The 23,673-nt window shown below is 71.5% G+C and carries 16 protein-coding genes and 1 tRNA gene; 8 read left to right on the top strand and 9 right to left on the bottom strand.

The window, feature by feature from the left end:
- On the top strand, nt 1-2,442 hold the full coding sequence (locus NFX31_RS09805; RefSeq protein WP_262955590.1) for an HAD-IC family P-type ATPase: 2,442 nt from the start codon (nt 1-3) through the stop codon (nt 2,440-2,442).
- 43 nt (nt 2,443-2,485) lie between these two features.
- On the opposite strand, the gene NFX31_RS09800 is transcribed toward NFX31_RS09805, so the two are convergent.
- Both NFX31_RS09800 and NFX31_RS09795 read right to left on the bottom strand, forming a co-directional pair.
- On the bottom strand, nt 2,486-3,640 hold the full coding sequence (locus NFX31_RS09800) for an acyltransferase family protein (protein ID WP_262955589.1): 1,155 nt from the start codon (nt 3,638-3,640) through the stop codon (nt 2,486-2,488).
- Nucleotides 3,641-3,721: 81 nt separating this feature from the next.
- Nucleotides 3,722-4,219, bottom strand: coding sequence for a YbaK/EbsC family protein (locus NFX31_RS09795; RefSeq protein ID WP_045250334.1), 498 nt, complete (start codon nt 4,217-4,219; stop codon nt 3,722-3,724).
- Between the two features lie 55 nt (nt 4,220-4,274).
- On the opposite strand from NFX31_RS09795, the gene pepN reads away from it, so the two are divergent.
- On the top strand, nt 4,275-6,770 hold the full coding sequence (pepN, locus tag NFX31_RS09790; protein WP_045250335.1) for an aminopeptidase N: 2,496 nt from the start codon (nt 4,275-4,277) through the stop codon (nt 6,768-6,770).
- A 26-nt stretch (nt 6,771-6,796) separates the two neighbouring features.
- Nucleotides 6,797-7,969, top strand: a complete 1,173-nt coding sequence (locus NFX31_RS09785) for a cation:proton antiporter (RefSeq protein ID WP_045250336.1) — start codon at nt 6,797-6,799, stop codon at nt 7,967-7,969.
- A 15-nt stretch (nt 7,970-7,984) separates the two neighbouring features.
- On the opposite strand, the gene NFX31_RS09780 is transcribed toward NFX31_RS09785, so the two are convergent.
- A complete protein-coding gene (locus NFX31_RS09780; protein ID WP_045250337.1) occupies nt 7,985-8,623 on the bottom strand; it encodes an MBL fold metallo-hydrolase in 639 nt (212 codons plus the stop codon).
- Nucleotides 8,624-8,751: 128 nt separating this feature from the next.
- Between NFX31_RS09780 and NFX31_RS09775 the strand changes: the two genes are divergently transcribed.
- Together NFX31_RS09775 and proS are read left to right on the top strand one after the other, a co-directional pair.
- Nucleotides 8,752-8,824, top strand: a tRNA-Glu gene (locus NFX31_RS09775).
- Between the two features lie 77 nt (nt 8,825-8,901).
- Nucleotides 8,902-10,320, top strand: coding sequence for a proline--tRNA ligase (gene proS / locus NFX31_RS09770; protein ID WP_262955588.1), 1,419 nt, complete (start codon nt 8,902-8,904; stop codon nt 10,318-10,320).
- Here proS and NFX31_RS09765 read toward each other — a convergent pair.
- The 6 genes from NFX31_RS09765 to glgX form a co-directional block, all read right to left on the bottom strand.
- Nucleotides 10,314-11,663 (bottom strand): acyltransferase family protein, encoded by a 1,350-nt coding sequence (locus NFX31_RS09765; RefSeq protein WP_262955587.1) that lies wholly within the window; start codon nt 11,661-11,663, stop codon nt 10,314-10,316. The genes proS and NFX31_RS09765 overlap by 7 nt on opposite strands.
- Before the next feature lie 61 nt (nt 11,664-11,724).
- Nucleotides 11,725-12,822, bottom strand: coding sequence for a DUF4349 domain-containing protein (locus NFX31_RS09760; RefSeq protein ID WP_262955586.1), 1,098 nt, complete (start codon nt 12,820-12,822; stop codon nt 11,725-11,727).
- Entirely contained in the window at nt 12,819-13,379 is a 561-nt protein-coding gene (locus tag NFX31_RS09755) for an RNA polymerase sigma factor (protein ID WP_045250340.1), read from the bottom strand. Before NFX31_RS09755 ends, NFX31_RS09760 begins: the two co-directional genes overlap by 4 nt.
- Before the next feature lie 59 nt (nt 13,380-13,438).
- Entirely contained in the window at nt 13,439-15,637 is a 2,199-nt protein-coding gene (gene glgB / locus NFX31_RS09750; protein ID WP_262955585.1) for a 1,4-alpha-glucan branching protein GlgB, read from the bottom strand.
- Nucleotides 15,634-17,715 (bottom strand): maltotransferase domain-containing protein, encoded by a 2,082-nt coding sequence (locus NFX31_RS09745; protein WP_420847408.1) that lies wholly within the window; start codon nt 17,713-17,715, stop codon nt 15,634-15,636. Before NFX31_RS09745 ends, glgB begins: the two co-directional genes overlap by 4 nt.
- Nucleotides 17,716-17,761: 46 nt before the next feature.
- Nucleotides 17,762-19,861 (bottom strand): glycogen debranching protein GlgX, encoded by a 2,100-nt coding sequence (gene glgX, locus NFX31_RS09740; RefSeq protein ID WP_262955584.1) that lies wholly within the window; start codon nt 19,859-19,861, stop codon nt 17,762-17,764.
- Nucleotides 19,862-19,960: 99 nt separating this feature from the next.
- Here glgX and NFX31_RS09735 point away from each other — a divergent pair, with 99 nt between their 5' ends.
- The 3 genes from NFX31_RS09735 (at nt 19,961) to NFX31_RS09725 (ending at nt 23,649) form a co-directional block, all read left to right on the top strand.
- Nucleotides 19,961-21,133, top strand: coding sequence for a cysteine desulfurase family protein (locus NFX31_RS09735; RefSeq protein WP_262955583.1), 1,173 nt, complete (start codon nt 19,961-19,963; stop codon nt 21,131-21,133).
- 41 nt (nt 21,134-21,174) lie between these two features.
- On the top strand, nt 21,175-22,272 hold the full coding sequence (mnmA, locus tag NFX31_RS09730; protein WP_262955582.1) for a tRNA 2-thiouridine(34) synthase MnmA: 1,098 nt from the start codon (nt 21,175-21,177) through the stop codon (nt 22,270-22,272).
- 105 nt (nt 22,273-22,377) lie between these two features.
- Nucleotides 22,378-23,649, top strand: coding sequence for an ATP-binding protein (locus tag NFX31_RS09725; RefSeq protein WP_045250344.1), 1,272 nt, complete (start codon nt 22,378-22,380; stop codon nt 23,647-23,649).
- Nucleotides 23,650-23,673 lie beyond the last annotated feature (24 nt).

Below are 23,673 nucleotides of genomic sequence, written 5' to 3'. Positions count from 1 at the left end.
ATGGCGGACCGCATCTATCCCGGCGCCGGCGGCATCACGACGGCGCGTGCTCCGCTGACCGCGGCGGAGGTCGCGGAGCGACGGGCGCGCGGCGACGCGAACGTCATCGAGTCGCGCACCAGCCGCAGCTTCGGCGAGATCTTCCGGGCGAACGCGTTCACGCGGGTCAACGGCATCTATCTCGTGATGTTCCTGCTGATCCTCGGCACGGGGTACTTCATCGACGGGCTCTTCGGCCTGCTCATCATCGTGAACAGCGTGGTGGGCATGGTGCAGGAGGTGCGCGCCAAGCGCATGCTGGACCGGCTCGCGCTGCTGAGCAAGGCTCCCGCCAGGGTCGAGCGCGCGGACGGCGTCTCGGAGGTCGACGTCGAAGAGCTCGTGCAGGACGACATCGTGCTCGTCGCCGCCGGTGATCAGATCCCGGTGGACGGGATCGTGCTCGACGCCACCGGCTTCGAGGTCGACGAGTCGCTGCTCACGGGGGAGTCCGAGCCGGTGCTCGCCGGGCCCGGCTACGAGCTCAAGTCGGGCAGCTTCGTGGCGGCGGGCTCGGCCGCGTTCCGCGCGACGGCGGTCGGGGAGCACGCGTACGCCGCGCGCCTGGCCAAGGAGGCCTCCGAGTTCCGTAAGCCGACCTCGCAGCTGCGTGCCGGGATCGATCAGATCCTGAAGTACGTCACATGGGCGCTCATCCCGGTCGGCGTGCTCACGATCGTGAATCAGATCTGGGGTCATGCGGAGGACTGGCGGAATGCGGTGCGCGGCCTGGTCGCCGCCCTGGTCCCCATGGTCCCCGAGGGTCTCGTGCTGATGACGAGCGTCGCGATGGCCGTCGGCGTGATCCGGCTCGGCCGTCGCAACTGCCTCGTCCAGGACCTTCCGGCGATCGAGCAGCTCGCCCGCGTCGACGTGGTGTGCACCGACAAGACGGGGACGCTCACCGAGGACGGGATGCGGGTCGGCGCGGTCGAACGGCTCGCCGACGATGCGCGGATCGACGCGGCTCTGGCCGCGATCGGCCGGGCCGAGGGCAAGCCGAACGCGAGCATGGCGGCGATCCTGGAGTATGTCGGAGACGCGCCGGCTTTGACCGTGCAGACGTCCGTGGCGTTCTCCTCGGCGCGCAAGTGGGCCGCGGTGCAGTGCCCCGCCACAGGCGCGGCGGCCGTGGAGAGCTGGGTGCTCGGAGCTCCTGACGTGCTGCTTCCCGAGGGGGATGCCGTGCGCACCCGCTCCGATGCGCTCGCCGCCGAAGGACTTCGCGTGCTCGCGCTCACCCGCGTCGATGCGGCGCTTCCGGATCCGGAGGCGTCCGGCGACGGCCTGCCCGCGGGACTCGTCCCGACCGCGCTCGTCATCCTGGACCAGCGCCTGCGCGCCGAGGCGTCCGGAGCGATCGCGTACTTCGCGCAGCAGGACGTCGGCATCAAGGTGATCTCCGGCGACAACGCGGCGGCGGTGGGCGCGATCGCCGCCGAGGCGGGCGTGCCGAACGGGCGGGACGCGGTGGATGCGCGCACGCTGGATCCGGACTCCGCGCACTTCGACGCCGAGGTGCGGGCGCGCACGGCCTTCGGGCGGGTCACGCCCACGCAGAAGCGCGCCATGGTGCATGCGCTGCAGGGCGACGGGCGCGTCGTGGCGATGACCGGCGACGGGGTCAACGACGTGCTCGCGCTCAAGGACGCGGACGTCGGCGTCGCGATGGGATCCGGATCGCCGGCGGCGCGCGCGGTGTCGCGCATCGTGCTGCTGGACAACTCCTTCGCGACGCTGCCGCATGTGGTCGCCGAGGGGCGCCGCGTGATCGGCAACATCGAGCGGGTCGCGACCTTGTTCCTCACGAAGACGCTGTACTCGATCCTGCTGGCGCTGCTCGTCGCGGTCACCGCGGTGCCGTTCCCGTTCTTCCCGCGGCACGTGACCCTCATCGCATGGTTCACGATCGGCATCCCGGCGTTCTTCCTCGCGCTCGCCCCGAACACGGCCCGCGCGCAGGACGGCTTCGTGCGCCGGGTGCTCGATGCGGCCGTGCCCGGCGGCATCGGGGCGGCGCTCGCGTCGTACGGCGCGTATCTGACGGCCCGGGCCGTGCTCGGGACGGGCCACGACACCGCGAAGCTCACCTCCTCGACGGCGTTCCTGGCGCTCGTCATCGTCGCGTTCTTCGTGCTCATCACGGTCGCCCGCCCCTTCCGTCCCTGGAAGATCGCGCTCGTGGGCGCCATGATCGGCGGGATGCTCGTCGCCATCCTGACCCCGCTCGGATCCCGGATCTTCGACGTCGACCTGCACGACGCCCGCGCCGTCCTGATCGCCTGCGCGTTCGGCGCGGCGGGCATCGGCGTGCGCTATGCCGCGCGGGCGCTGCTGCGGGCCGTGTACGGCGCGGTGACCCGGCGGCGGCAGCGTCGCGAGGCCGTGGCCGGGCAGCAGTGACCTCGCCGGACGATCCGAGGGAGGCGGCGACCGGAGTCCGTCGTCACTGCGCGCGGGCGAGCGCGACCTTCCGTGCGGCGCCGACGCGACGCACGGAGGCGCGCTCCGCGAGCGCTTCGCCGATCGCCCCGGCCCGGCGGGCGAGCACCTGCGACTGCCGCTCCACGAGCGCGTGGAACGCCGCCGCCGCCACGAGGCTCAGCGGCACGCCGATCAGGCAGGCGAGCCACCACCGCTCTGCGCCCAGGAGGTAGCAGAGCGTGGCCAGGATCGGGGCGTGCACGAGATAGAGGCTGAACGAGATCCGCCCCAGCCACTGCATCGGTCGCGTGCCCAGCGCGCGCTCGGCCCGCGGCCAGATCACGGCGAGGATCACGAGCAGGGCCGCGCCCGCGCCCGCCAGCGCCCACAGCACGTCGGCGGCGATCGTGCCCGCCGTGAGCGGGCGGGCCAGCCAGCTCGCGATGAGCATCGTTCCGGCCAGCGCGGCGACCCACGGGAGGGCGCGACGTGCCCGCGGGCCGGCCGCCAGTCCGCGCAGGTCGTCGAAGCGGACGGCGATGAGCGTGCCGAGCAGGAACACCGGCAGGTACGCGAGCGCGGAGTTGCCGCTCGCCCGCCCCGCGAACATCAGCACCACGGTGAGCACCCCGACGGGCACGGCGAAGCGGCGCACGCGCAGCGCCACCCAGACGTACAGGGGGAGCAGCAGGGAGAAGAACAGCTCCCAGCGCAGCGACCAGAGCACGTTGTCGATCGGGTAGTCCGCGCGCAGCAGCGTCATCTGCGACAGCACGTCGCCGGCCGAGACGCTCGTGGCCTGGGCGTCCTGCATCCAGGAGTCGTCCGGCATCGTCGACGCGTCGCGCGGGACGACCTTCACGAGCAGGGCGGCGGCGCCGAGCGCGGCGATCACCGGCACGTAGAGCCGGAACAGCCGTGCCGGGAAGTAGCGCGCCCAGGAGAATCCGGGTCGCAGCGCCGGCAGGGCCACGACGAGACCGGAGAGCACGAAGAAGACCATGACGGCTTCGGAGCCGGCGATCAGCAGTTTCAGCGGCGACTGCGTGAGCACCGCCCAGCCGGCCGGATCCAGCCAGGGCTCCGCGATCAGCGAGGCGTGATGGATGAGGACGATCCCCGCGGCCAGCCCGCGGAGTCCGTCGAGAGAACCGATCCTGTTACCGTTCCGTGACATCCCTTTCCACGGTAGGGGCGGAGTCTGGACGCCCCCTGGACCGTTCCTGGGCACCCGCGAAGAGTGCGTCGGCCGGGCGGCTCAGTCGGCGGCGACCACCACGACGTCGCCTCCCGTGAGGGCCACGAGCTCGTCGAAGCTCATCGGCATCACGGTGTGCGGAGTGCCGCCGGCGGTCCAGACGACGTCGTAGTCGCGCAGTGCCGCGTCGATCACCGTGCGCACGGGAGAGGGGTGGCCGACGGGCGCCACACCGCCGATGGCCTGCCCCGTCACCTCCCGCACCGTGGCCGCAGGCGCCATCACGACGTTCGCCGCACCCACCGCCGCGGCGAGCAGATCGAGGTCGACCCTGTGCCGTCCGCTCGTCATCACGAGGAGCGGCTGCTCGTCGGCGAGGAACAGGAGGCTGGATCCGATCGCGCCGATCTCACAGCCCAGCGCCGCTGCGGCCTGCGCCGCCGTGCGCGCCGAGTCGGGCAGCTCCCGCACCTGGGAGGCGAGTCCTGCGGCGCGGACGTGCTCCTGCACGAGCCTGCTTCGTTCGGGAAGGGGGGCGGTCGCGGCCTGGTCGGTCATGCGACCATGCTGGCACAGCATCCCACCCGGTCGGAGGTCATGGAACGATGGATCCATGACCACCGCCAACCTCACCCGCGCCGAGACCTCCGCACGGTCCGCGAGCATCACCCTGCGCCGGATCAGGCTCGAGCTCGACGTCGCCGACGCCGCCGATGCCGCGACGACGGGGTTCCCGACCACGAGCACGCTCGAGTTCGACGCGACGGCGACGGAGACCTGGGTGGACTTCATCGGCGAGGACGTGCGGGAGGTCGTGCTCAACGGCCGTGTGCAGGACGTCGACTGGGACGGTGCGCGCATCCGGCTCACCGGCCTCGCCGCGCACAACACGGCGGTGATCCGCGCGACCGGTGCCTACAGCCGCTCGGGCGAGGGCCTGCACCGCTTCGCCGACCCGGTCGACGGCAAGGTCTACCTCTACACGCACGACGAGCCCGCCGACGCCCGCCGCTTCATGGCGTGCTTCGAACAGCCCGACATGAAGGCGCCGCTCACCGTCGTCGTGACCGCGCCCGAGGGCTGGGAGGTGCTGGCGAACGAGTCGCCCGTCTCCGTGCGCACGGGTGCCGGGCGGCAGACGGTGGAGTTCGCGCCGACCCTCCCGCTGTCCAGCTATCTCACCTGCATCGCGGCCGGGCCCTACGTGCGCGTGTCGTCCGAGTGGCGCCGCGACGATCTCGTGGTGCCCCTCTCCGTGCTGAGCCGCGCCTCGATGGCGGAGCACCTCGCCGCCGACGAGATCCTGGAGGTCACACGGCAGGGGCTGGACTTCTTCGCGGAGGCGTTCTCGTTCCCGTACCCCTGGGGGAAGTACGACCAGATCTTCGTCCCCGAGTACAACATCGGCGCGATGGAGAACCCCGGCCTGGTCACCTTCACGGAGTCCTACCTGTACCGCGGCGCGGCCACCCGTGCGCAGCGGCAGGCCCGCGCGAACACGATCCTGCACGAGATGGCGCACATGTGGTTCGGCGACCTGGTCACGATGCGGTGGTGGGACGATCTGTGGCTGAAGGAGTCGTTCGCCGACTACATGGGGGCGCACGCCTCGGTCGCGGCGACGGAGTTCACCGACGCCTGGGTGGCGTTCGCGAACCGGCGCAAGGCCTGGGCGTACACGCAGGACCAGCTGCCCAGCACGCACCCGATCGTCGCCGACATCGCGGATCTGGAAGCGGCGAAGCTCAACTTCGACGGCATCACCTACGCCAAGGGTGCGGCGGTGCTCAAGCAGCTCGTCGCCTTCGTGGGGGAGGAGGCGTTCTTCGACGGCGCACGGCGCTACTTCGCGCGGCACGCCTACGGCAACACGACCCTGGAGGACCTGCTCGTCGAGCTCGAGGACGCCTCGGGGCGGGACATGCGCGCGTGGGCGCAGGCCTGGCTGCAGACCACCGGCATGAGCACCCTCGCCATCGAGCGCGGTGCGGACGGCACCGCGGTGGTCGTGCAGAGCGATCCCCGGCCGCATCGACTGCAGATCGGCCTGTACGAGCTCCGGGGCGACTCTCTCGCGCGGCGGGAGCGGATCCCCGTCGACATCGCCGAGGAGCGCACGTCGATCGCGCTGCCCGACGCCGACCTCGTGCTGCTGAACGACGGCGACCTCACCTACGCCAAGGCCCGCCTCGACGACCGTTCCCTCGCCGCCGTCGAGCGGGGTCTCTCTTCGCTCGACGACCCGCTCGCCCGCGGTCTCGTGTGGTCCGCGCTGTGGAACGCGACGCGGGACGGCGACCTGGCCGTGGCCCGCTACCTCGACATCGTGCGTGCGCACGCCCCGGCCGAGACCGACAGCGCGCTGCTCGGCGGCGTCGTCCTGAACGCCGCGGCCGCCATCGGGCACTATCTGCCCGGCCGCGACCGCACCGCAGCGCGTCGGGCCTGGCTCGACACCACGTGGCGGGCGCTCGGCGGAGCCCTTGCCGGGAGTGATGCGCAGCTCATCTGGGCGCGCGCCTTCGCCGCGGCGGCCTCGTTCGACGACGCACGCCGGCTCGACGTGTCCACGCTGCTCATCGGGGCGGGTCCCGAAGGGCTTCCGATGGACGCGGATCTGCGCTGGGAGCTGCTGACCGCACTCGTGACCACGGGGCACGCGGGCGCCGAGGAGATCACGGAGGAGCACCTGCGCGACCACACCGCGAGCGGACGCACGGCAGCCCTCGCGGCGGCGGCGTCGACGCCGAACGCGGCCGTGCGGGCCGCGGACTGGCGAGCGGCGTGGGGCGACCTGACGCTCAGCAACGACCACCTCGACGCGACGATCCGCGGGTTCGCGGCGGGCGGCCGCCGCGATCTGGTCGAGGCGTTCGACGAGGAGTACTTCACCCGGATCGAGTCGGCCTGGGCGGAGCGCTCGATCGAGATCGCCCGCCGCCTCGTGATCGGCCTCTACCCCGAGACCGAGACCACGGAGCTCGTCGACGCCTGGCTGGACGCGCATCCGCAGGCTCCGGCCGCGCTGCGCCGCATCGTGCTCGAGCAGCGCGATCATCAGCAGCGCGCGATCCGGGTGCGGGACGCGCAGGGAGTCCTGGTGGGCTGAGCCCCGCGCGGTCCTAGAGTTCTCGCATGACGTTCGCGACGCTCGCGCTCCTCGTGCTGGTGGGACTCGCCGGTCCGCTGCTGTCCGCGCGGCGCGCCTGGCGGGTGCCGCTCATCGCGGGCGAGCTGCTCGCCGGCCTCGTGGTCGGCGCCACCGGGTTCCGCTGGGTGGATGCGACCGAGCCGACGCTGACCCTGCTCGCCCAGATCGGGTTCGGTCTGATCATGCTCGTGATCGGATCGCACATCCCGGTGCTGAACCGCACGGTGCGCGCGGCGGTCGGCAAGGGCGCGCTCGGCGCACTGCTCGTCGCCGTGGTGGCGATCGGCCTCGGCATCGGGGTCGCCGCGCTGTTCGGCACGCAGCACGGCGCCGTGTACGCGGTGCTGATCGCCTCGTCCTCGGCGGCGCTCGTGCTGCCGATGCTGCAGTCCCTGAGTATCACGGCAGCATCGGCGGCGCAGCTGATCGCGCAGATCGCGATCGCCGACGTCGCCTGCATCGTCGCGCTTCCGCTCGTCCTGCAGCCCTCGCGGGTGCCCCTGGTGGCGCTCGGCGGTCTGGGGATCGCCGCCGCCGGCGCGGTGCTCGTGATCGTGCTGCGTCGGATCGGGCCACGGCGGCTGCACCGGCTGCACAAGCTCTCGGAGTCGCGCCGGTTCGCGCTCGAGCTGCGGCTCAGCCTGCTGGCGCTGTTCGCCCTGGCGGGGATCGCCCAGTTCACCCACGTCTCGGTCATGATGGCCGGCTTCACGCTCGGGCTCGTGCTCGCCGCCATCGGCCAGCCGCGGCGCCTGGCCCGGCAGCTCTTCGGCATGACCGAGGGCTTCTTCGGCCCGCTGTTCTTCGTCTGGCTCGGTGCCTCCATCGACCTGCGCCACCTCGTGGCGCACCCGCAGATGATCCTCCTGGGCCTCGCGCTCGGCGCCGCCGCGGTGCTCGCGCATCTCCTCGCTCGCGCAGCCGGGCTGCCCTGGTCGCAGACGGTCGCGTCCGCCGGTCAGCTCGGCGTCCCGGTGGCGGCGGTGGCGCTCGGCGTGGAGACCTCGTCGCTCCTGCCGGGCGAGGGCGCTGCGATCCTCCTCGGCGCCCTGGTCGCCGTGGTGTCGTCGTCGGTGGCCGTCGCGGCGGTGTCGAAGCGCGCGGCGACGCCGGCGGAACCGCCAGGGCCCGCCCCCGCGGAGAGCCGAGCGGGGTGACGCCGGTCCCGGGGATCAGACCTCGAGCTCGTCGCCCGGATCCAGCTCGAAGAACTCGCCGCCGTTCTGCTCCGTCGCCCATTTGAGGCGCCCGCGGTGCATGGTGGACCCGATCACGGACAGCGTCATGTCGTGCGTGCCGAAGGCGCGGCGCGGCGTGACGGCGAGCACGAAGTCGATCGCGTCGCCGATCTTCAGCCACGGTGCTCCGAGCGGGGCGGCGAGGGTCTGCACCTCGACGCCCTCGGGGACCGCGTAGGAGTCGCCGGGGTAGTAGAGCTCGTCGTCGACGAGCACGCCCACGTTGTCGATGAGCGGGATGGACGAGTGGATCTCGGCGTGCACCCCGCCGAAGAAGCGCAGGGTGAAGTCGCCGACCGTCACGCTGTCGCCGGGAGCGACCTCGGTGATCTCGTAGCCCTCCGCGGCGCGGACCACGCCGGCGGGGCCGAAGACCGGCGTGCCCGGCGCATCCCGCAGGATCCGGTCCAGGTGCTCGGGGGTCCAGTGGTCGGGATGCTCGTGGGTGATCACGACGCCCACCAGACGCTGCAGCTCGTCCAGCGGGAGGGTGAAGCTCCCGGGGTCGATGAGGAGGGTCTGCCCGTGGTCGTCGATGCGGAGCGCGGCGTGCTCATGCTTGGTGATGCGCATGCTCCGAGCGTAATCCTGCGCGGCGCGACACTCCCGGGGATCGCGATCGACCGGCCCCGATTTGGCGGGCGCTGAGCGTCATGTCATACTTGAACGGTTGTCGCGAGACGGAAACGGATCGCAAAGACGGCCCCATCGTATAGCGGCCTAGTACGCCGCCCTCTCACGGCGGTAACGCGGGTTCGAATCCCGCTGGGGTCACAGGCAGCACACGAAAGCCCTCGGTTCGCCGAGGGCTTTCGTCGTCTGCGGATCCGATCGCGTCGTATCCTCGACGAATGGTTGAGCGACAGGGCATTCTCGCGTCGATCGAGAACGATTTCCCCCAGTGGTACCAGGACGTGCTGGAGAAGGCGCAGCTGGCGGACAACGGTCCGGTGCGCGGCACCATGGTCATGCGACCGTACTCCTACGCGATGTGGGAGGGGATGCAGTCCGCCATGGACGCGCGCATCAAGGCGACCGGTGCGGAGAACGTCTACCTTCCCCTGTTCATCCCGCAGTCCTATCTGGAGCGCGAGGCCGAGCACGTCGAGGGGTTCAGCCCCGAGCTGGCCGTGGTGACCCACGCCGGAGGCAAGGAGCTCACCGAGCCCGTCGTGGTCCGTCCGACGAGCGAGACCCTGTTCGGCGAGGTCATGGCGAAGTGGATCCAGTCGCATCGGGATCTGCCTCTGCTGCTGAACCAGTGGGCCAACGTCGTCCGCTGGGAGATGCGTCCCCGGGTCTTCCTGCGCACCACTGAGTTCCTCTGGCAGGAGGGGCACACCGCGCACGCCACGAGGGAGGACGCCGCAGACTACGCGCGGCGCATCCACCTGGACGTCTATCAGGACTTCCTGGAGAACGTGCTGGCCATCCCCGTGCTCCCCGGTTTCAAGACCCCGTCCGAGCGCTTCGCAGGAGCGATCAACACCATGACCTGCGAGGCCATGATGGGTGACGGCAAGGCGCTGCAGATGGCGACCTCGCACGAGCTGGGGCAGAACTTCGCGAACGCGTTCGGCATCACGTTCTCCGATGCGGAGGGCGTCGCGCAGACTGCCTGGACCACGTCGTGGGGTTCGTCCACCCGCATGATGGGCGGGCTCATCATGTCGCATGGCGACGCCTCCGGTCTCGTTCTGCCGCCGCGCATCGCGCCGCACCAGGTCGTCGTGCTCGTCGTGAAGGAGGACGCGCGCACCCTCGCGGCGGCCCGGGCGATCGTCGCCGACCTCACGGCCGCCGGCGTCCGGGTGAAGCTCGACGACCGCACGCAGGTCGGGTTCGGCCGGCGCGCGACCGAGTGGGAGCTCAAGGGCGTGCCGGTGCGCATCGAGGTGGGTCCGCGGGACCTGGACGCCGGAGTGCTCACGTTCGTGCGCCGCGATCGCGTCGGCAAGCAGCAGATGCCGGCGACGGAGGTCGCGTCCCGTGTGCCTGCGCTGCTGGACGAGATCCAGCGCGATCTGTTCGCTGTTGCCCGCACGCGCCTCGCAGACCGTACCGCACGCGTGTCCACCGTCGACGAGGCGCGTGAAGCCGCGCGCACAGGATTCGCCGTCATCGACTGGAACGCGCTCGGCGAGGCCGGCGAGAAGCTCCTGAACCGGGACGCGATCACGGTGCGCTGCCTGCAGACCCGCGAGGGCGCGCTGCCCGACCCGCACGAGCCGGAGCAGGATCTGGTCGCGGTCGTCGCACGCGCCTACTGACTGCGGCGCGTCCCGGCGGCGATCCCGGTCCTTGCGCGGGGGCGCGGAAAGGCTCCGACGAGCCTCAGCGCGGCGAACGACGCGACCAGGGCGCACGCGGCGAGAAGGAGATCGAGCCCGTAGGCGGTGATCGCGAGGATCGGCGCCAGGAACACGGCGACCGCGAGCGCGGTGACGGGTGCCGTCGGAGCGGGCCCCATCCTCGGCGTCCGTTCGTAGCGCACCAGCCACAGGGACAGCACCCACACGGCGGCGAGCACGATGAGCAGGAACGGCACGCGGGTCCACCACCACAGCGGGGTTCCGGGCGATGGCATCGGCACCGGCAGGAGCAGCTCCACCCCGATCAGCACCATGATCATCGGCAGATGCCAGAGGTAGACGGTCATCAATCGCGACCCGATCAGCAGCACGAGGCCCTGCGCGGGCCGTGTGCGCATGAGCGCGGAGAGCGGACGGTGCAGCAGCGTCAGCGCGGCTGCCTGCACGACGGCGAGGATCGCGAGCGGCGCGGTCGGCGGCCACTGGTTGCTCAGCATGTTCCAGGAGTAGCCGCCGAGCGACACCAGTGCCCAGGTCGCCAGGTATCCGATCGCGATCAGCGCGAGCAGAGCCCCGGCGCGGCGCCGGGCGAACCATCCGTCGAAGAGGAAGAAGCCGATCTGCTGCGCGAACAGCCAGATGAACGCGACGTTGGGGATCCCGAACAGCTCGCTGCCGATGCCGTAGCCGGTGGCGGGGACGTGGGGGATGCCGAGCACACCGGAGGCGACGACGAAGCGCAGCGCGTCGGACGCGAGCGCGCCGACGAGCAGCACGGCCGGCACGCGTATGCCGAATCGGGCATGCATTCCGATCATCCAGGGCGCGAGGGCCTGCACCAGCAGATACGCGGCGAGGAACCACAGCGGGGAGCCGACGCCGATCGCCACGGTGTCGACGAGACCCGCATCGATCCCGAGCAGGCGCGTGACCCCGAGCGCTACCGTGAAGAACACGAAGACGGGGATCGCGGGGCGTGCGAGTCGCGCGAGACGCAGGCGCACGAAGCCGACCGCGTCCTCTCCGCGCCCCTGCGCGGAGCGCCATCCGGCGCGGGCCGCGAAGCCGCCGACCACGAAGAACAGCGGCATGATGTTCAGGATCCACGAGGCCGCGTCGAACCAGCTCTGTCCCTCGACGGTGCGCTCGATGACGAGGCTCCCGTCGGCACGACGGCCGACGCCCGTGAAGAGGATGTGCACGAAGACGACCAGGATCACGCAGGCGACCCGCGTCAGGTCGAGCGTCAGATCGCGTCCCGCGGGGACGGCCCTGCCGAGAGTGGCCACGTCGTCGCTCATGTCCCGACCCTAGCGAGGAGCGGGGCGCCCGCACGGGAGGCAAGCGACGGAGTGGCCGCGATCAGTCCGTCGATTCGGGCTGCGCGACGGCGTCACGCCTCGCACGGGCGCTGCGACGGGCACGGCGCACGCCCCACACGATCGCGACGAGCACCGCGGCGACGACGAGCCAGGGGAGGAGGAAGCCGAGCGCGATCACCAGGGCGTTGAGCGAGACGATGAGTCCCTTCCACCCGGCTGCGAGCCCGTCGCCGAAGCCGGCGGGATCGGCTGCCGCCGGCGCCTGCCGGACGAGCGTGACCTGCACGGCCGACATGTCGACCTGGGACTCGAGATCCTTCAGCTGCTGCTGCGCGGACTGGAGCTGTCCCTGGCGCTCGGTCAGGGCGGTCTCGGCAGTGAGCAGATCGGCCACGCTCGTCGCCTGCGACATCAGCTGGGTCAGTCGCTGCACCGACGCGGTGAGGGAGTCGACCTGGGCGCGCAGGTCGGTCGTGGTCGCCGTCACGTCGTTCGCACCCACGGAGGTGGCGAGCACCGTGCCCTCCGCGCGCAGCGCGTCCATGACCGCCGGAAGGTCGGCGGCGGGAACGCGCAGGGTCACCCAGCCGTCGCCCGTGGACGGCGGCACGATGCCGTCCGTGGCCGCCGGCCGCTGGGAGGATCCGATCTGCTGGCTCTCGACGAATCCTCCGTGCTTCTGCGCGAGTGCCGCGAGGGCGTCGGCGGCCTTGCGCACGTCGTCCACCTGGATCGTGGCCGAGCCCGTGCGGATGATGTCGCGCGGCGTGCTCGAGGAGGATCCTGCGGCATTCCGCGACGCCCCGCCGTCGGCGCTCTGCGTGAGCTCCTTGGAGTTGCCGCCGAGCGGTGCCGCGCCCCCGGAGCTGTCGTCGGGGGCGGAGACCGCGGACGAGCCGGCGGCGCCCGAGGAACCCGTGAGCTGAAGGATCTGCGGCGTGACGAGGACGCCGACGACGAAGGCCGCGGCGATGCCGCCCGCCGTGAGCCAGCCGCGACGGCGCGCCCGTCCGCGGGACGCCGAGGCGCGGGCGTGCTCCGCGCGACGCTCCTCGGCGATCTGGGTGAAGACCGCCTCCTCGATGCGGTCGGCGGCGTCGTCGGACAGCTCCGGCAGCGCGATCGGGGTGGTGGTCATGATGCGGGCTCCGTTTCGGTCACAGCGCCGCGCAGGCGGGTGCGCACGCGGGAGAGACGGTTGCGGACGACGCCGTGCCCCACGCCGAGCTCCTCGGCGGCGGCGCGGTAGTCATAGCCCTCGGTCGCGCACAGGCGGAAGATGTCGCGGTCGAGGGCGCTCATCCCGCCGAGCTCGGCGGCGATGCGGTCGGCGAGCTCGGCGGCGATGACCTGCTGCTCGACGTCCACGAGCGCGGGGATGCTCTCATCCGCCTCCTCGGCCGTGTGGGCGGTGTCGCGGCGACGCCGGCGCAGGCGGTTGGCCGCCTGGAACCGGCAGATCGTCGCGAGCCAGGGCAGCAGCGATTCGCCCGCCAGCTCGAGGCCGGGCAGCTTCCGCCAGGCGACGACGAACGTCTCCTGCGTCGCATCCTCGGCATCCCCGGCGTCGCCGAGGATGCCGTACGCGATCCAGTAGACGGGGCGGACGTAGGCGCGGTACAGCGTGCGGAAGGCGGGTTCGCTCCCCGCCGCCGCCCGCGCGACCAGCGTCCTGTCGTGTGCGTCGTGTGCCATGCCGGCTCCGTTCGGTGTCTCTCACCCTAGGAGTGTCGGGCGCGGCGGGATCGTCTCACTCAGCCCTTGCTGACGATCGGCACGTGCGGGTCCTTCTGGTGCCGCAGCCAGATGGTCGAGAGCGCGGGCACGGTCAGCGTCGCCTGCGGAGAGCCGTTCTCGACGTCGGTGGCGTACACCAGGCCGAGGTTCCCCTCGCCGTGCCCGCCGAACTCGGCGGCGTCGGTGTTCAGCACCTCCGTCCACCCGCCGGCGAGCGGCAGGTCCAGGCGCACCCCGTGCCGGGTGCTGCCGGCGAAGTTGCTGATCACGGCGAGATGCCCGCCGTGCGCGTCACGGCGCACGAAGGCGACGATGTTCGGATCCCAGTCGGGCGCACCGAGCCGGGTGAACGAGCTGCTGTCATGGTCGCGCTCCCACAGCGGGGCGTTCTGCCGGTACGTGCCGTTGAGCGCGCCGACGAACTCCAGCAGCTGGCGGTGCGAGGGCTGGTCGAGCAGCCACCAGTCCAGCCCGCGGTCCACGGACCATTCGGAGAGCTGCCCGAACTCCTGTCCCATGAACAGCAGGTTCTTGCCCGGATGCCCCCACATGTACGCGAGGTAGGCGCGCACGTTCGCGAGCTTCGCGGCGTGATCGCCCGGCATCTTCGAGAGCAGGCTGCCCTTGCCGTGCACGACCTCGTCGTGGCTGATCGGCAGGATGTAGTTCTCGCCGAACGCGTACACGAACGAGAACGTCATCTCGCCCTGATGGTGCGAGCGGTACAGCGGATCGCGCTCGATGTAGACGAGCGAGTCGTTCATCCAGCCCATGTTCCACTTGAACCCGAAGCCGAGCCCGTGATGGTCCGTGGGGGCGGTGACCCCGGGGAAGCTCGTCGACTCCTCCGCGACCATGACGATGCCGGGGTGGCGGCGGTAGGCGGTGGCGTTGACCTCCTGCAGGAACCGGATCGCCTCCAGGTTCTCCCGTCCGCCGTGCACGTTCGGCTCCCACTCGCCCTCGTTGCGCGAGTAGTCGAGGTAGAGCATCGATGCGACGGCGTCGACGCGCAGCCCGTCCGCATGGAACTCCTCGAGCCAGAACAGCGCGTTCGCCACGAGGAAGTTGCGCACCTCGTTGCGGCCGTAGTCGAAGATGAGGGTGCCCCAGTCGCGGTGCTCGCCGCGCCGGGGGTCCGGGTGCTCGTACACGGGCTCGCCGTCGAAGCGCGCCAGGGCGAACGCGTCCTTGGGGAAGTGCCCCGGCACCCAGTCGATGATCACGCCGATGCCGGCCTGGTGCAGCCGGTCGATCAGGTAGCGCAGGTCGTCGGGCTCGCCGAAGCGGTGCGTCGCGGCATAGTACCCGGTCACCTGGTAGCCCCAGGAGCCCGTGAAGGGGTGCTCGGCGACCGGCATGAACTCCACGTGCGTGAACCCGGTGGCCGTCACGTGCGCGATGAGCTCGTCGGCGATGTCTCGGTACCCGAGGCCCGGTCGCCAGGAGCCCAGGTGCAGCTCGTACACGCTCATCGGCTGCGCGACCGCGTGCGTCGCCGCGCGGCGGGTCATCCACGCGCCGTCGCCCCAGGTGTATCCGGAGCGCGTGACGATCGACGCGGTCGCGGGCGCCACCTCGGCGAGCTGCGCCATCGGGTCGGCCTTCAGGATCCAGGCGCCGCCGCGCGTGAGGATCTCGAACTTGTAGCGGGCGCCCAGGTCGACGCCGGGCAGGAACAGCTCCCAGACGCCGCTCGAGCCCATCGAGCGCATCGCGTCGAGGCGGCCGTCCCAGCCGTTGAAGTCGCCCACCACGCGCACCGCCTGCGCGTGCGGCGCCCACACGGCGAACGCCGTTCCCGCCTCGCCGTCGACCGTGCGCGGATGGGCCCCGAGCGCCTCCCAGAGGCGCTCGTGCCGTCCTTCGCGGATCAGGTGCAGGTCGAGCTCGCCGATCGTCGGTGCGTGGCGGTACGGGTCTGCGGCGATCCAGTCGGGGGCGTCTCCGTAGGTCGCCTTGATCCGGTAGCCGTCGAGCGGACCGGTGACCTCGCCTTCCCAGATCCCCTCCGCGAGATGCGTCAGGGGAGTCTCGACGCCGTCGTCGACCAGCACCGACACGCTCTTGGCCAGCGGGCGCAGCGCGCGCACGACCGCGACCCGTCTGCCGCCCTCGACGGGCTGCGGATGCGCTCCGAGCACGGAGTGCGGGTCGTGGTGCGAGCCCGAGGCCACGGCCTCGAGCACAGCCGCATCGATCGTCGTGGTGATCATGGCTGCCCCTTCACATGGAGGATGTGCACCGGCTCCGTGAAGGCGTCCAGGCGCACGAAATTGTGATCCGTCCAGGTCCAGACGGATCCGGTGACGAGGTCCTCGACCTCGTACGCCGTCCCGGGCTCGACACCCCAGGCGAGGGTGTCGAGATGCACCGTGGTCTGCCGCACCGAGTGCGGGTCGACGTTGGCGACGACGATGATCGTGTCGGCGGCGCCGGTGCCGGTGAAGGGCGCGTCCAGGTGCTTGGAGAACACCAGGATCGCGTCGTCGTCGCTCCAGTGCAGCCGCAGGTTTCGCAGCTGACGCAGAGCCGGGTGCGCACGACGGATCTCGTTGAGCCGGGTGAGGTAGGGGGCCAGCGAGCGTCCCTCCGCCTCGGCCTTCGCCCAGTCGCGCAGCTTGTACTCGTACTTCTCGTTGTCGATGTTCTCCTCGGAGCCCGGCCGGGCGACGTTCTCGTACAGCTCGTAGCCGGCGTAGACGCCGTAGAGCGGTGCGGCCGTGGCCGCGATCGCCGCGCGGATCCGATACGCGGCAGGTCCTCCGAACTGCAGGTACTCGGTCAGGATGTCCGGGGTGTTCACGAACAGGTTCGGCCGCATGTAGTCGGCCGTCTCCTGCGACACCGAGAGCAGGAACTCCTCCAGCTCCGCCTTGGTGTTGCGCCAGGTGAAGTAGCTGTAGCTCTGCTGGAACCCGACCGCGGCGAGCCCGCGCATGGGAGCGGGGCGCGTGAACGCCTCGGCGAGGAAGACGACGTCGGGGTGCTTGGTGTTGACCGTGCGGATCAGCCATTCCCAGAAGCGCAGCGGCTTGGTGTGCGGGTTGTCCACCCGGAAGATCCGCACGCCCTGCGCGATCCAGTGCTCGACGATCCGCAGCACCTCGGTGTACAGGCCCACCGGATCCCGGTCGAAGTTCAGCGGGTAGATGTCCTGGTACTTCTTGGGAGGGTTCTCCGCGTAGGCGATCGTGCCGTCGGGCAGCTCGGTGAACCACTCGGGGTGCGCTGCCACCCAGGGGTGGTCCGGCGCGGCCTGCAGCGCGAGGTCGAGGGCGACCTCGAGGTCCAGGGCGTTCGCCTTCTTCACGAAGCGGCGGAAGTCGGCCAGTGTGCCGAGATCGGGGTGCACGGCGTCGTGCCCGCCCTCGGCGGCGCCCACGGCCCACGGGGAGCCCGGATCGGCGGGTCCGGCGACAAGAGTGTTGTTGGGTCCCTTGCGGTTGAGCCGGCCGATGGGGTGGATCGGCGGGAGGTACAGCACGTCGAATCCCATCGCGGCCACGGCCGGCAGGCGCTTCTCCGCCGTCTTGAAGGTGCCGCTCGCGATCGTGCCGTCCGGGTTCTGCACGGCGCCCTCGGAGCGCGGGAAGAACTCGTACCAGGCCGCGGCCCCCGCGATGGTCGGCTCGACGACGATCGTCTGCCAGGCCGTGGCCGAGTCGAGCGCGGTGAGCGGACGCTCCGCGAAGAGCGCGGCGAGCTCGGGGTCCGTCGCGACGGCCAGGGCTTCGTCGCCGGTGCCGTCGGGGGAGGACAGCGACTCCGCGATCCCGGCGAGGTGCTTGCGCTCGGGCTTGGGGCGCGACTTGTCCTTGGCGGCGCGCGAGAGCAGACCCGCGCCGAGGGCGCGCATGACCTCGACGTCGACGCCCGCCGCGATCTTCAGCTCGGCGGCGTGCGCCCACGTGGCGAACTCGTCGGCGAACGCCTCGAACCGGAAAGTCCAGGCGTGCTCCTCGTCGAGGGCGACGTCGACCTGCCACCGGTCGGTGCCGTCCTGCAGCGGCGTGAGCCGGTGCAGGCTCTCCTGGTGGTTCGGGGTACGCAGGCGCAGATGCACCCCGATCAGGTCGTGTCCCTCGCGGAAGGCGACGACCCGGAACGGGATCACCTCGCCCGAGAAGGCCTTGGGCGGGAAGCCCTCGGGCGCTGCCGGAGAGGCGTCCACGAGCGGGATCCGCGTGGTCTGCGCGTCGGCGGCATCGATGTCCGGCAGCGCGCGCACCGGGATCTGAGCGGTGCTGCGGAGAGCATCGGACGAGGGCTGTGCGGCAGTTCGTTCGGACACACCCTGAACCTACCGCTCCCGGGCCGACTTGGAGGTAACGGGCGCGTCACTCCGCGCGGAACAGTCGCATCGAGGTGCCGGGCAGCGCGATCACGTCGCCGGGACGATGCACGGTCTCCACGGGGGAGGGACGCTCATCCGCGCTCGACCAGAGCGAGACATACCGCGTCACGTCCTCGATGACGGGCAGGCGCACGTCGATCGGAGACTCCGTGCCGTGCACGATCAGCAGGATGCGGTTGAACGCCTCCTTGTCGGGAGTGGACGCGGCCACGTACTGCAGCGTGCGGTTGCGGGGGTCGTTCCACTGCTCGACCTCCATCGTGTCGCCGTCCTGATCGAACCAGTCCATCACCGAGGCGTTCGGGATGTGCTCGCCGAGCCGGGCGTACAGGAGCGGGCGCAGTGCCGGATTCTCTTCCCGCAGCCGGGTGAGCAGCGAGGCGTGCGCGAGGAGGTCCTTCTGCCACGGCTCGTGATCCCAGTTGAGCCAGCTGATCGCGGAGTCCTGGCAGTAGGCGTTGTTGTTGCCGCGCTGGGTGCGACCGAACTCGTCGCCTGCCGTGATCATCGGCACGCCGGCCGAGAAGAGCAGCGTGCCCAGCAGGTTGCGCATGGCCTTGCGCCGCGCCGCGAGGATGCCCTGATCCTCCGTGGGGCCCTCCGCACCGTGGTTGAACGAGCGGTTCATGTCGGCGCCGTCGCGGTTGTCCTCGCCGTTCGCCTCGTTGTGCTTGACGTCGTAGGCGACGAGATCGTGCAGGGTGAAGCCGTCGTGGGCGGTGACGAAGTTGATGCTCGCGAGCGGTCCGCGCTCGTCGCTGAAGGTGTTCGCGGATCCGGCGAGACGGTTCGCGAACCCGCCGATGCCGGTCGGCGCCGAGGCCCGGCGAGCGTAGTCGATGTCGCTGAGCCAGAAGTTGCGGACGCGGTCGCGGTAGCGGTCGTTCCACTCGCTCCACCCGGTGGGGAAGTTGCCCGTCTGCCATCCGCCCAGCCCGACGTCCCACGGCTCCGCGATGATCTTGGCGTCCGCGAGCACCGGATCCGTGCGGATCGCGTGCAGCAGCGGGTGGTCCGGCGTGTACGTGTTCGCCTCGTCGCGCCCGAGGGTCGTGGCGAGATCGAAGCGGAATCCGTCGACCTGCATCTCGGTGGTCCAGTAGCGCAGCGAGTCCAGCACCAGGCGGGCGGCCGCCGGCGTCGCCGTGTTCAGCGTGTTGCCGCAGCCCGTCGTGTCGACGTAGCTGCCGTCCGGGAGCTGGCGGTAGTACAGGGCGTTGTCGATGCCGCGCAGGCTCGTGCGCGGGCCGCCGATGCCCTCCTCGTTCGTGTGGTTGTACACGACATCGAGGATCACCTCGATTCCCGCCTCGTGCAGCAGCTTCACCATGCCCTTGAACTCGCGCAGCACCGCCTCCGGGCCCTCCTTGCGGGCCTCGTCGGTCGCATAGGCCGCGTGCGGGGTGAAGAAGTTCAGGGTGTTGTAGCCCCAGTAGTTCGTGAGGCCCCGATCCAGCAGGCGCGGCTCCGACGCGAACGCGTGCACGGGGAGCAGCTCGACGGCCGTGATCCCGAGCTCGCGGTAGTACTCGATCATCGCCGGGTGGGCGAGTCCGGCGTACGTGCCGTGCAGTGCCGGCGGAACGCCGGGGTGGCGCTTGGTGAGGCCCTTGACGTGGCCCTCGTAGATCACGGTGCGATCCAGCGGGGTGTTCGGCTTGGCGACACCCGCCCAGTCGAAGCCGTCGGCGATCACCACCGACCGCCACTCCTCGTAGCCGTCGCCCTGCGCGAGACCCCGGGCGTACGGGTCGAGCAGCAGCGTCTCCGGGTTGAACGTGTTGCCGGGACTGTGCGCACCGTCCACGCGCAGCGCATACCGGGTGCCGGGCTGCAGGAGCTCCGTCGTGAGCTCCCAGACGCCGCCCGGGCGCCGCTCGAGCGCGAGCTGGGCGGTCTCCCAGTCCAGGTCGGTCTCGTCGAAGATCACGAGCTCGATGGACGAGGCGTTCTGAGACCAGACGCGCAGCGTCGCGACCCCGTCGTGGAGGCGGACGCCCAGGTCGTCCAGAGACGGGCTGCACAGAGCACAGCCCTCGCCGTCGGGTGCCGGCGTCTCGTCCTCAATGGCATGCGGACACATGAGGGAAAGAATACGCGGCGTGCGCCGCCTGGGATGCCACCGCGTGTCGCGATCCGTGCCACCGAGTCCCGAAGCGTCGCAAGATGCGAGAGTGGAGGGGTGCACTACCTGGATCACGCCGCCACCACCGATCTGCGCCCCGAGGCCGCGGACGAATGGCTGCGGGTCGCGCAGACCACCGGCAACGCCTCGTCCACGCACGGCGCCGGACAACAGGCCCGCCGGATCCTGGAGGAGTCCAGGGAGAGGATCGCGGCCGTCCTCGACTGCGATCCGATCGAGGTGGTGCTGACCTCCGGCGGCACGGAGTCGGTCAACCTCGCCGTGCAGGGCCTGTGGCGCGCCCGACCCGCGGGGAGCGACGCCGTGGTGCTGCCCGACGGCGAGCACCACGCCACCCTCGACACCGTCGCCGCGCTCGCCGCGGACGGCGCCCGGGTGGTCCCCGTCCGTCTCGACGCCGTCGGGCGCATCCCGGTCGCCGGGTTCCGCGACGCCGTGGCCGGCGGCGGGATCGCCGTGGCCACGGCCCTCGTCGCGAACAACGAGGTGGGGACCGTCAACGACGCGGCCGCCCTGGCGGGCGCCGCCGCGGAGGCCGCGGTCCCGATGCATCTCGACGCCGTCGCCGCGCTCGGCCACCTGCCGCTGTCGTTCCGGGCGTGGCGAGGGGAGGCGCGGGCCGGATCCGGACTCGTCGCGCTCAGCGTCGCGGGGCACAAGATCGGTGCCCCGGTCGGCACGGGAGCCCTCGTGGTCGCGCGCTCCGCCCGCCTCGCTCCGCTGCTGCACGGCGGCGCGCAGCAGCGCGGGCTGCGATCGGGCACCCAGGACGTCGCCGGAGCGGCGGCGTTCGCCGTGGCCGTGGAGCTCGCGGAATCCGAGCGGGCCGCCGAGTCCGTGCGTCTGGCGTCGTTGCGCGACCGGCTCGTGTCGGGCGTGCTCGCGCGCGTGCCGGAGGCGGCGCTGCTCGGCGATCCGGATCCGGAGGGTCGTCTCGCCGGCAACGCGCACCTGCTGTTCCCCGGAGCACCGAGCGAGAGCCTGCTGTTCCTGCTCGACGCCTCGGGGATCTCGGCGTCGGCGGGATCCGCCTGCCAGGCGGGCGTCGCCGAGCCGTCCCACGTCGTGCAGGCGCTCGGACGCACCGAGACGGAGGCCCGCAGTGTCATCCGGTTCACGCTCGGGCGCACCTCCGGCGACGCCGACGTCGACGCGCTGCTCTCCGTGATCGGCGACGCCTACGGGCGGGCCTCCGGCGCCGGACGCTGAGGGTCGGCCCCTCTCCAGCAAGCCGCTCGTAGACTGGATCCATGCGTGTTCTGGCGGCGATGAGCGGGGGAGTGGACTCCGCGGTCGCCGCGGCGCGCGCGGTCGAGGCCGGTCACGACGTGGTGGGCGTGCATCTGGCTCTGTCCCGCGCCGGCGGCACGCTGCGCACGGGCAGTCGCGGCTGCTGCACCATCGAGGACGCGATGGACGCCCGGCGGGCGGCCGACCTCCTCGGGATCCCGTTCTACGTCTGGGACTTCTCGGAGCGCTTCCGCGAGGACGTGATCGACGACTTCGTCGCCGAGTACCGGGCGGGCCGCACTCCGAACCCGTGCCTGCGGTGCAACGAGAAGATCAAGTTCGCGGCTCTGCTGGAGCGGGCGATCGAGCTCGGCTTCGACGCCGTCTGCACCGGTCACTACGCCACGCTGGTCGACGGCGCCGACGGCCTCGAGCTCCATCGCGCCTCGGACGCCGCCAAGGACCAGTCGTACGTGCTGGGCGTGCTGAACGCCGAGCAGCTGGCGCACACGTACTTCCCGCTCGGATCCACGCCCTCCAAGGCCCTCGTGCGCGCCGAGGCCGCCGAGCGCGGGCTGAGCGTGGCGCAGAAGCCCGACAGCCATGACATCTGCTTCATCCCCGACGGGGACACCCGCGGCTGGCTGGCGGAGAAGGTCGGCGCCGAGCAGGGCGAGATCGTCGACCGCGACGGCGCGGTGGTCGGCACCCACGACGGCGCGCACGCGTTCACGGTGGGGCAGCGCCGGGGTCTGCGCCTGGGCGTTCCGGCGCCGGACGGCAAGCCGCGCTTCGTGCTCGAGGTGCGCCCGGTCTCGAACACCGTCGTGGTCGGGCCGAAGGAGGCCCTCGCGATCGCCGAGATCGCAGGATCCCGCCGCTCCTGGGCGGGCGCCGCACCGACGCAGCAGGAGTTCGCATGCGAGGTGCAGATCCGTGCGCACGCGGATCCGGTCCCCGCGCGGGCGCACGTCTCGGTCGAGGGCGTGCGGGTGGTTCCGGACCGGCCGCTCGACGGCGTCGCACCCGGACAGAGCGCCGTGCTGTACGTGGGCACCCGGGTGCTCGGGCAGTTCACGATCGATCGCACCGTGTCGGCGGTTCCGGTCGGCGCCTGAGCGCGCTGTCGCGGCCGACGACCTCGGTTGTCACCGGCGTCATCTCGGCGCAGGGCGGTGCCGGACTCTGTGATGATGGGTCCACAGTGCGACGAAGGGGCCGCCATGACGAGGACGTACATCCGGGATTTCCACGGCGATGACCTGGACCAGGTCGTCCGCCTCTGGGGTCAGGTCACCCGGGGCAACGAATGGCCGATCTACTCCCTCGCCGAGGTGATCGCCTCCTGCCAGCAGGACCACGCGGTCGTGGCCGTGCAGGGCGACCTGCTCGTCGGGGTCGCCGTCGGCCGCGCCGCCCACGCGCAGGGGTGGATCGTGTTCTTCGGAACGACCGACGATGCGCCCTCCGACGTGAGCTCGTCGCTGCTGCACGCGCTGGAGCGACGGATGGCGCCGCTCGGGCTCGCCAAGCTGTCCGTGCTCATCCCGGAGGCGGACGGACTGGGCGCGTTCACCGACAACGGCTTCGAGGTGCATCACTCGGTGCGCTACCTCGAGCGGGGCATGCCGATCCAGCGGCGCGAGATCGACGCGCTCAAGGAGGTCGGCGGCAGGATCCTGCCCCCGCACCTCTGGGACCGCGTCGCCGGCATGACGCACGAGAAGACCCTGCTCGAGGAGCGCCTCGTGACGCCGCTCGCCCGTCCGGAGCTCGCCGAGAGGTTCGGCGTCGTGCCGCCGCGTGCGGTCATGCTGTTCGGCCCTCCCGGAACGGGCAAGACGACGTTCGCGCGGGCCGTGGCTTCGCGTCTGGACTGGCCGTTCGTGGAGCTCTTCCCGTCGCGGCTCGCCGACGGCGGCGCTGGGCTCGCCGGCGGCCTGCGCGCGTCGTTCGAGACCATCGACGAGCTCGAGCACGCCGTCGTGTTCATCGACGAGGTGGAGGAGATCGCCTCGCGCCGCGGCGGCACGCCGCCGTCCCCGACGCAGGGCGTGACCAACGAGCTGCTCAAGCTCGTGGCCGACTTCCGCGACCGGGAGGGGCGGATCCTGATCTGCGCGACGAACTTCATCCGCGCGCTCGACGCGGCGTTCCTGCGGCACGGGCGCTTCGACTACGTCATCCCGATCGGCCTGCCCGACGCCGAGGCCCGTCGCGCGATCTGGGCGCGGTACATCCCGGTCGAGTCGGCCGACGACGTGGATCTGGACCGCCTCGTCGCGGCCAGCGACGGGCTCACCCCGGCGGACATCGAGTACGCCGCGCGGCGCGCATCCCAGGAGGCGCTCGCCCGAGCGCTGCGCGACGGCGTCGACGGCTCCGCGCTCGGGACCGACGACTACGCCCGCGCCCTCGGCAGCACCCGGGCGACGGTGTCGGCCGAGGAGGTCGCGGAGTTCCGCGACGACATCGAGACCATCGCCCGGCTCTGAGCTCCCGCGCGGGCGCGGGGTGGA

Origin of the sequence: Microbacterium azadirachtae (assembly GCF_025583665.1) — a bacterium.
GTDB classification, from domain to species: Bacteria; Actinomycetota; Actinomycetes; order Actinomycetales; family Microbacteriaceae; genus Microbacterium; species Microbacterium azadirachtae.
The sequence above is the reverse complement of the archived record's forward strand: the minus strand, read 5'-3'. Positions and strand labels throughout refer to the sequence as shown.

What these genes read in the sequence shown, in the direction of transcription:
- mnmA (WP_262955582.1), top strand. Translation starts at nt 21,175, where the DNA reads ATGCGTGTTCTGGCGGCGATGAGCGGGGGAGTGGACTCCGCGGTCGCC.
- NFX31_RS09795 (WP_045250334.1), bottom strand. Translation starts at nt 4,219, where the DNA reads ATGACCGACCAGGCCGCGACCGCCCCCCTTCCCGAACGAAGCAGGCTC.
- NFX31_RS09760 (WP_262955586.1), bottom strand. Translation starts at nt 12,822, where the DNA reads ATGACCACCACCCCGATCGCGCTGCCGGAGCTGTCCGACGACGCCGCC.
- NFX31_RS09725 (WP_045250344.1), top strand. Translation starts at nt 22,378, where the DNA reads ATGACGAGGACGTACATCCGGGATTTCCACGGCGATGACCTGGACCAG.
- NFX31_RS09785 (WP_045250336.1), top strand. Translation starts at nt 6,797, where the DNA reads ATGACGTTCGCGACGCTCGCGCTCCTCGTGCTGGTGGGACTCGCCGGT.
- NFX31_RS09800 (WP_262955589.1), bottom strand. Translation starts at nt 3,640, where the DNA reads ATGTCACGGAACGGTAACAGGATCGGTTCTCTCGACGGACTCCGCGGG.
- pepN (WP_045250335.1), top strand. Translation starts at nt 4,275, where the DNA reads ATGACCACCGCCAACCTCACCCGCGCCGAGACCTCCGCACGGTCCGCG.
- proS (WP_262955588.1), top strand. Translation starts at nt 8,902, where the DNA reads ATGGTTGAGCGACAGGGCATTCTCGCGTCGATCGAGAACGATTTCCCC.
- NFX31_RS09765 (WP_262955587.1), bottom strand. Translation starts at nt 11,663, where the DNA reads ATGAGCGACGACGTGGCCACTCTCGGCAGGGCCGTCCCCGCGGGACGC.
- NFX31_RS09755 (WP_045250340.1), bottom strand. Translation starts at nt 13,379, where the DNA reads ATGGCACACGACGCACACGACAGGACGCTGGTCGCGCGGGCGGCGGCG.
- NFX31_RS09805 (WP_262955590.1), top strand. Translation starts at nt 1, where the DNA reads ATGGCGGACCGCATCTATCCCGGCGCCGGCGGCATCACGACGGCGCGT.
- NFX31_RS09780 (WP_045250337.1), bottom strand. Translation starts at nt 8,623, where the DNA reads ATGCGCATCACCAAGCATGAGCACGCCGCGCTCCGCATCGACGACCAC.
- glgB (WP_262955585.1), bottom strand. Translation starts at nt 15,637, where the DNA reads ATGATCACCACGACGATCGATGCGGCTGTGCTCGAGGCCGTGGCCTCG.
- glgX (WP_262955584.1), bottom strand. Translation starts at nt 19,861, where the DNA reads ATGTGTCCGCATGCCATTGAGGACGAGACGCCGGCACCCGACGGCGAG.